General features: G+C 53.5%; 6 protein-coding genes, 1 tRNA gene and 1 pseudogene. 5 read left to right on the top strand and 3 right to left on the bottom strand.

The window, feature by feature from the left end:
• The first annotated feature begins 170 nt into the window (after positions 1–170).
• On the top strand, positions 171–2066 hold the full coding sequence (locus AC2FEB_RS23085) for a DUF3604 domain-containing protein (RefSeq protein ID WP_496677701.1): 1896 nt from the start codon (positions 171–173) through the stop codon (positions 2064–2066).
• A gap of 624 nt (positions 2067–2690) precedes the next feature.
• Here the strand turns inward: AC2FEB_RS23085 and AC2FEB_RS23090 are convergent.
• Both AC2FEB_RS23090 and AC2FEB_RS23095 read right to left on the bottom strand, forming a co-directional pair.
• Positions 2691–3458, bottom strand: a complete 768-nt coding sequence (locus AC2FEB_RS23090; protein ID WP_496884413.1) for a tyrosine-type recombinase/integrase — start codon at positions 3456–3458, stop codon at positions 2691–2693.
• Between the two features lie 146 nt (positions 3459–3604).
• A tRNA-Ser gene (locus AC2FEB_RS23095) sits at positions 3605–3694 on the bottom strand.
• Positions 3695–4586: 892 nt separating this feature from the next.
• On the opposite strand from AC2FEB_RS23095, the gene AC2FEB_RS23100 reads away from it, so the two are divergent.
• The 4 genes from AC2FEB_RS23100 to AC2FEB_RS23115 all read left to right on the top strand — a co-directional run bounded on the left by AC2FEB_RS23100 (position 4587) and on the right by AC2FEB_RS23115 (position 8179).
• On the top strand, positions 4587–4856 hold the full coding sequence (locus AC2FEB_RS23100; protein WP_234416729.1) for a potassium channel family protein: 270 nt from the start codon (positions 4587–4589) through the stop codon (positions 4854–4856).
• A gap of 176 nt (positions 4857–5032) precedes the next feature.
• Positions 5033–6112 carry an AI-2E family transporter gene (locus AC2FEB_RS23105; RefSeq protein WP_117870656.1) on the top strand — a complete coding sequence of 360 codons (1080 nt, stop codon included), beginning with the start codon at positions 5033–5035 and terminating at the stop codon, positions 6110–6112.
• Positions 6109–7173, top strand: a complete 1065-nt coding sequence (locus AC2FEB_RS23110; protein ID WP_496677619.1) for an HlyD family secretion protein — start codon at positions 6109–6111, stop codon at positions 7171–7173. Before AC2FEB_RS23105 ends, AC2FEB_RS23110 begins: the two co-directional genes overlap by 4 nt.
• Positions 7163–8179: a DUF2955 domain-containing protein gene (locus tag AC2FEB_RS23115; protein WP_496677618.1), complete on the top strand. Its 1017-nt coding sequence runs from the start codon at positions 7163–7165 to the stop codon at positions 8177–8179. Before AC2FEB_RS23110 ends, AC2FEB_RS23115 begins: the two co-directional genes overlap by 11 nt.
• Before the next feature lie 9 nt (positions 8180–8188).
• On the opposite strand, the pseudogene AC2FEB_RS23120 reads toward AC2FEB_RS23115, so the two are convergent.
• Positions 8189–8359 (bottom strand): annotated as a pseudogene (locus tag AC2FEB_RS23120) (IS5/IS1182 family transposase); the annotation flags it as partial.
• Positions 8360–8486 lie beyond the last annotated feature (127 nt).

Consider the following 8486-nt stretch of genomic DNA (forward strand, 5'->3'; position numbering starts at 1 on the left):
CGAACAGCAGCCGGTACATACATTTGGGCTCAATGCGGTCGTTCGCTGCAACTTGCTTGAACGTCTACTTTGCGGACTTAGCAAACCTTCGAACTAAGTCGGAAAAAATTCCGGAGCAGAGTTGTGCTATGGTGCCTTAAATTAGGGAGGAAAAATTGTTTCGCTATGTTTTGCCAGCAGCTCTCATTCTGGGGAGCCCAGTCTTAGCTCAGGATGCAATAAATCCGTCGGGCCTTTCCGGTCCTTCCGGTCGACCTTATTCACCTTACGCCGAACGCGCATATCCAACACAAGTCTATTTTGGTGACACTCACGTTCATACTGGGCTTTCCGGCGATGCTGGTGGAGGCGGTACGCGCCTCATGCCGCGTGATGCCTATCGGTTTGCGCGTGGCGAAGAAGTTGTGTCGAACACGGGGCAACCTGTAAAATTGTCGATGCCTCTCGATTTCTTCATGATTACAGATCATTCGGATGCGATGGGTGCTATCACCGACATCATCGGAGGTGCTCCCAACATCTTAGCAGATGAGCAAGGCAGATATTTCCATGAAGAATTCAACAAAGGTGGAGAAGCCGCTCTGGCGGCTGCGCTCGAGCTGACAGCGGCGTTTGCTCAAGGACAGGTTTCCCCTGCGCTGAACTATCAACCGGGCAACCCCGCGTATGCCCGTGTTTGGGGCGATATTATCGATGCCGCGGAAGAGTACAATGATCCCGGCGTGTTCAGCACCTTTATCGCCTATGAATGGACATCTCTTGTTGCAGGGAACAATTTGCACCGAAATGTGATCTTTCGCGACGGCCCTGAGCTCACAAGACAGGTACTGCCTTACACAACAACGCCACCGGTGGGCTCACCTAACCCTCGTGATCTTTGGAAGTGGTTGGAGAACTATGAGCAAACGACAGGCGGGCGTGTGCTTGCTATTCCACATAATGGGAACTTGTCTAACGGCTGGATGTTCCCTTTAGTCGATGACTTCGCGGATGGGGTGCCGCTAGATCCCGCATACTCAGAAGCGCGAAACAAATGGGAAAGACTGTACGAACCAACCCAGATTAAGGGAGATGGTGAGGCCCACCCGTTCCTGTCACCTGACGATGAATTTGCCGACTTCGAAACGTGGGATTACGGCAATCTGGATGCTTCGGTTCCGAAAGAGCCAGAAATGTTGCCCGGTGAATACGCTCGATCCGGGTTGCTTCGAGGCCTGTCCCTACAAAAGACTTTGGGGGTGAATCCTTTCAAGTTTGGCTTGGGTGGGGCCAGTGACACACACACAGGTTTGACGACTCCAGACAACGACAATTTCTTCGGGAAATTCACCGGGTATGAGCCCAGCGAAGAGCGCAGCCAACATGTCAGCAAGACCTATGCTGACGGGACTGTTGCGCTGCTTTCATCGCAATACATTACTGGCGGTCTGACCGCAGTATGGGCGCAGGAGAATTCCCGAGAAGCCATTTGGGATGCGATGCATCGGCGTGAAACCTACGCAACTACAGGACCACGAATGCGCGTCCGTATGTTCGGTGGATATTCTTTTACCGAAGAAGATGCCTTGCGGCGCGACTTGGCGCTTGTGGGATACACCAAAGGTGTGCCGATGGGTGGTGATCTTGCCCCCGGGGAAGGCGCACCTTCCTTTCTGGTATATGCGCTTCGTGATCCGATGGGAGCAAACCTGGATCGAATCCAGATCATAAAGGGCTGGTTGGATGCAGATGGAGATCAACGGGAAAAGGTCTATGACGTGGCCTGGTCTGGTACCCGCGAACCAGATGCCGCTGGTCGGTTGTCATCCGTAGGCACCACAGTGGACCTTTCAATTCCCTCGTGGACCAACACAATTGGAGCCTCTGAGCTGGGAACCGTGTGGGAAGACCCGGATTTCGATCCTTCGGAAAGCGCATTCTATTATGCCCGGGTCATAGAAATTCCAACCCCTCGATGGACGGCGTATGATGCCGTCAAATTTGGAATACAAATGCCAGATAACGTCCCAATGACAGCACAGGAACGCGCCTACACTTCGCCGATTTGGTACTCGCCGCAACAGTAGCTCGATTTACAATGTCGGTCGGGTATGGGTTCACACCTGGTAATGATGCCAATCGCCAACGTCAGACTTTCTGTTGATGTGCCCTCGCCATTGCCGAATAGAGGCAGGGTGCAGAGTGCTTGTCGGGTCGTGCGCCCAGAGGGCAGCCAGCAAATGCCAAGAGCGGAACGATCCGGGTCGAGGTATTGCCGTCATTAAAATGCGATCACTCCGCTTCAGTGGACGAAGATGTGGCTCGCCTGAGAAGCGCAATGATGGCCGTTTTCGATGCCGGGTTGTGTCGCTAGGTACGTGTTCCTTCGTTGCTCCTTCGTTTCCAACAGCGAAACGAAGATCCGCTCCGGGCTCGAAGCGGCCATCGAAACAGTTCTGTCGAATGACTGCTTTGCCTTGGTACCGGTGATGCACGGAGACTCCATCCTGCCGCATCCGGCGCAGCAGCATCAGCATGGACATGTTCGACAAGGGGTAATGCCGCTTTTGACCCTCGAACACATAGTCAGACGCCAGCGCACGCAGCGGCTCCAGTATGGCCTGCATTTCGTCGGTGAGGGGGCACGATGGACCTGCCCGCCTTTCATGCGATCCGCAGGTATGGTCCACAGACGCGTATCGACATCAACCTCAGGCCACTTCATCTCCAACACCCCTAAGGTTCGGCAGGCGGTCAGGATGGTGAACTGTAGCGCCTTGGCAGCCATGGCTGAGCGGGCCTGTAACTTGGCATAGAACGCGGGCACCTCTTGCCACGGCATCGCGTACGTGGTGCGGGACTTTGGTTTTGACGGTGGGCAGCACCTTACTTTCGCGGATCGCAGTCACAGGGTTCTCGCCCGAGCGGAAGCCCTTCGACTTTGCCACGTGGAGTACCGTCTTGATCCGCTGCGACGGTCGCTTTGCGGTTTCGTGTTTCTCAGTCCAGATGGGGGACAGGCACATCAGCACTTCAGGCTGATCAATGCTGTCCACAGGCATGCGTCCAATCTTGGGGAACGCATAGTCGCGCAAGGTGTTGAGCCATTGCTGACCGTGCTTTGCATTCTTCCATATAGGCAGGCGGTCGATGTGGACCTGACGGCTGAGTTCTTCGAAGGTCGGGAATTCACGTTGAGCGTTGAATCGAGGGTTCAACCCTGCTTTCGCCATACGCCTGTATTCCAGTGCCCTCTCGCGGGCCTGAATCAGTGTGACGACGTCAGCGCCGCCCAATCCAAAATCTGTGCGCAGCGGCGCGCCCTTGCGGTTCTTCTGTCCCTTGACTGTTACGCGGACGACCCAGCGTCGCGCACCCGAGGGATCGACAACAAGGTACAGGCCAGAACCGTCGCCATGCCGACCCGGGCCAAGATTCTCTACCAGCTTCTTTGTCTGCTTCCCGCTGAGCGCAGCCATGAAATACCACAATATATACCACTCAATGAAATACACTAAGAGCAACTTAGTAAAACTCAAGATGATACTATGAGATGGTAAATACCGATTATTTATATATTTACAGCATGTTAAACACGCCATGCCAACTCACTGAAATGGGTTGATGGCGGAGACGAAGGGATTCGAACCCTCGAGACCCTTCCGGGCCTACTCCCTTAGCAGGGGAGCGCCTTCGACCACTCGGCCACGTCTCCGTCGACGGGTATATCCGTGCAAGCGACGGAAATACAAGGCCGTTTCTACATTGTTTGGCTTTTTTTAACGACTCGCTCGAAGTCATTGAAAAAGCGCAGAATAGCTGCGTCTTCCACCGGTTTTGGGTCAGATTTGATTAACGCATTTCAAGCCCCAACATTCAGCAATATTCATAGAATCGCGTTTCCCAAGGGGTCGGATGGGCTTTGTTGCACAAATCCGTTGTCGGGCAGACTTCCCCTTTGCCCGGACGGACTTACCCCCCGGACGGACTAATCCTACGGGCTCTCTGACGGGTGTGCCAAAAGCGGTTTAGTGGTTCAGGACCCCAACGCCTGCCCGGATTTCCACGACCTGTCAGTCGCAGGTGCGAGCCATGAGTGACTGAACACGAAGTTTCACGCAGTTCGTCTTGCTCTCGACATGGATCCAGCGGTGATATCCGCTCCTTCGCCGCCACAGGCACGGCCCAGATATCGCGATGCGTTGACTGCTTCGTTCCGGGCTATTGCCTCTGCGCTGGTTGTTTCAGAGTTTGGTGTTCTCACGCGGCGGGATGACCGCATGGATATAACGGGCAGTGAACGCGCGGCTTGCCGGGAAACTTGGGCAACGGGTTCAAGACGCGCCATCTAGGCGTCGGCCGCCCCCAAGAGATCAGACGTGTTTATCGCTCGTTATCGAACGTGAGTTACTCTGCCAAACGGAAGTCAAGGGGTCAGGACCCTTTGGCGGGTCGACGCATCCTTCAACCGACAGGCAGCCGGTTTCCCTGGATTCCCCACATTCATCCAATAACTGTTATATGTGAATTCATCAAACAATGAGGACATGATGAACTCACTAACCAGAATAACACGAGGGATAGGCGTCGCCCTCAAGGACGGCAGAGTGAAAGGCATTCTTGCATTCACGGTTGGAATGATTTTATGGGCCTCGGTCTTTTACCACTTTGTCGAAGGTTGGAGTTGGCTCGACTCAATCTACTTTTCTGTCGTGACAATTTCGACCGTGGGGTTTGGTGACTTCTCACCTGAAACCGCGGCAGGGAAGATCTTCACAATGATTTACATCGTCGTGGGCCTCGGTGTCTTCGTAACCGCGGCGACCACAGTGGCGGATACAATCTTGTCCCAGGACGACAAAAAAGCGGACAAGTAGATTATCCCAGTTTGGCCAAATCGAGTTCATGCCCAGGCATTGGTTTGACTGGGACCCTCAAGCCGTGGCCCGGATTCATTTGTGTCTTCAAGCTGATAGATGATCACCAAAATTCAAAAAAATATACATATTATGTTTTTTGAGTGTAACATTCGAAAAACACATGGAGGGATGGAATGGAAAAGACTCAGGACGCGAAGATTGTCGATCTGGCAATACGATTGCTCTTTCTCGGACTGTTCCTCTACAGCGCCTTGATCATGGTCGCCCCGCTTGCAAGCGTGGTTATCTGGGCAACGATCCTTTGCGTTGCGCTGTACCCGGCATTTGATTGGCTGCAATCCAAGTTGGGAGGGCGGAAGAAGCTTGCGGCGGCGATCTTGGTTTTGGTGGGTCTTGTTTTGACCTTGGGGCCGGTTGCTACGGCGATATCCGGTGCTGCAGAACTTGGGTCTGAATTCGCGGAACAAGCAGACAAGGGTGAGTTGAAAGTCCCGCCTGCGCCCGAGGGCCTTAAGGAACTGCCATTGGTTGGAGACAAAATTTCCGATGTTTGGGGTATGTTCGAGCGGAATCTGGACGGCGCGCTTGCAAAATACGGCGCGCAAATCCTTGAGATCACAAAATCGCTCTTCGGAAAGGTGTTGGGCATCGGAATCGGGCTTCTTGGCTTGGCCCTGTCCGTATTGATTATGGGGGCGTTGTTCAGCCCCGGGCCAAATTTGGTCCAAGGTCTCCAACGCTTTGCAAACCGTGTTTTCGCACCGCGCGGCGGTGAATTCGTAACACTGGCAGGTGCAACAATTCGGAACGTGACAAAAGGCGTGATCGGCGTAGCAGCCATTCAGGCGGTCTTCGTTTGGATACTGCTGGCTTTGTTCGGAATTTCTTCGGCCGCCACGCTGGCATTTATCTGCCTGATACTCTCGATCATCCAAATCGGGCCCGGATTGGTTCTTATACCGGTTATTATCTACGCATGGAGTTCCATGTCCGGCGGAACTGCTTTGATATTCACCATATTGGCCGTGCCCGTCACAATAATGGACAGCTTCCTAAGACCCGTGTTCATCTCAAAAGGCCTTGAGACTCCCATGTTGGTCATCCTCATCGGTGTTCTCGGAGGTATGATGGCGTACGGTTTGATCGGCGTCTTTATGGGGCCGGTACTCTTTGCTGTGTTCTATGAACTGTTCAAGGTTTGGATTGATACCTCGCCCGAAGCCGAGGGCGCTTCTGAAGGTGCGGCGAAATGAGGAAGACGATCTGGACAACCCTGGCTGTCATTCTGATTTTTCTTGTCTGGTATCTGGTCGCTGATCGGAAAACGCCATTTACCGGGAACGCCAGAGTAAAAGCCGTGGCGACCCAGATCGTCCCGCAGGTGACAGGCACTGTTACTGACGTACTGGTCGAAAATGGCCAGATAGTCTCGGCCGGAGATGTCCTTGTCCGGATCGACCCCCGACCCTATGAAATTCAGCGCGACAAGGCGGAAGCTGACCTCGAAGCTGCCACGCAGGAAGTGGGTGCATCCTCGGCAGAGGTAAGAGCTGCACAAGCCAAGCTGGCAAGGGCGCAGAGTGATCTGGATACAATGCGCATTCAAACGGAACGCGTTTTTGCGCTTGAAAAGAAAGGGTTGATTGCCGTCTCAAAGGCCGATGATGCACGAGGTCAACTTGCAGAGTCTGAGGCAAACTTTGAGAACGCAAAAGCGGATCTGGAAAAAGCAAAACAGAGGCTTGGTGACGACGGGATTGAAAACCCGAAAATCCAGCGCGCGTTGGCTGCATTGGCGGATGCGGAACTGAACCTTGAATGGACCGAACTACGCGCTCCGGCGACGGGCGTCATATCCAATCTGCTGATAGCGCCAGGGACGTATGCGCGATCCGGTCAGGATCTATTGACGTTTCTTGACGCAACTGACGTCTGGATCGAGGCGTATTTTACCGAGAACAACCTTGGAAGAGCCTCCATAGGGTCCCCGGTTGATGTCGTGTTGGACATGCATCCCGGTAAAATCGTTTCGGGCGTCATCGAGAGCTTTAGTGCGGCCGTTTCTTTAAGTGGCGGTGATGAGCCCGGGCAATTGGCGAGCCCGCCAAGCACCAAAGGGTTTTTGCGAGAGCCTGAAAGGTTCCCGGTCCGGATTGTTTTGCCCGGTTACGAAGCTGGAAGCACAGAAGATGACCTTCGCTTTCAGCTCAACGGACAGGCCGATGTGATTATGTACCTAAGTGACAACACTTTGCTGAACCTCGTTGGTCGTACCTACATTCGCTTGGTTTCAATTCTGTCCTATGCGTACTGAGGACCAACGCTCTGTCACCCGGCTTGCACTGGGTGTAACTGGCGTGTTTTCCTTGGGCCTGTTTCTTGGCTGGCCACTCGCTGTTGTTGGCGCGGTGTTCACGGCCCTTTTTCTGCAAGCACCTGCCGCATTGCCTTTAGCAGCATTTGCCAAGCTTTTTGTCTTCTCTATTGGATTGATGTTCATTTCATTCCTATTGTCGTCGATCTTCTCGCCTTATCCACTCGTGTTTCTCATTCTCGTGGCAATTGGAATAATCCTGTCTTTCATGTGGTCGGTTTCCGGCGCCGGAGTTTTACCGGGTGTCATAGCTCTCATGGGGGCGTTGATGATCCCGAACCTGGTTCTGCAATCCCAGGATCTGGCCTTGGTGCTAGTGTATTGGATTCCGTTGAACCTGCTGTTTGCAGGCATGGTATCGACGCTGATGTTCGTACTGATACCTGCTGAACCTCAAACGGCAGCTCAAAAGAAAGCTGTATCGTCGCCGGACTTCGACCCACATCGTCGAATAGTCAGGATGTCGCTTGTCACCATTCCATTTGCTATGGCGTTTTTTGTTTCCGGCGCGTCTGCTTTGCTGGTTCTGTTCTTTGTCGCGTTGCTGAGCCAGCAACTTGCGGCGATGCCTGCGGCCGGCAAGACAGTTGCAAAATCTATGCTGACGGCAAACCTCCTTGGGGCTGCGGTGTCTATCGTATGCTATGAAATAAACGTCATAGCTCCGGTTATTCTGACACCCATTCTGCTGTGTTTCTTCTTCTGTCTGTCACTCGGAGCGCTTGGAAAATCTCAAGCTCCGCTCGCCGCGGCAGCCGGTTCAGCTATTACAACGGCTCTGATCGTATATGGCGGGTCGGTTGCGCCGTTTTCAGACGAGGCTGACGTCAAGAGCATCACTCGGGTTATGCAAGTTGCCAGCGCCGCTATCTTTGTGATCATCGCATATGTTGTGGTGGATGAATTCTGGCCGGAAAAAAAGCGCCAGACAGCTCAATGCAGCTAGGGTCAGGATTCATAACCAGCAGATGACGGTTGCTGAAATGAAGACCTTGGGACAACGCTCATGGCGTGCCGCCACGCGCCTCCAATCCCTGAGCTTGCCAAACAAAATCTCGATGCGATTTCGCCGCTTGTATCTGCGCTTGTCGTACTTGAACGGCGTCTTGCGTTGTTTTCGACCGGGATGCAGGCCCGTAGGTACTCTTTGGTATCTTTAGTTTGCTCCGTGGCGCAGCACCGTTGCAGCGCCGCATGAGGAGGCTCCAAGCGCAGCAAGCCCTGCGAGTTGCGAGGCTAAGTGCTTGATATCT

The sequence above is a fragment of the Ruegeria sp. YTSC106 genome, assembly GCF_059609765.1.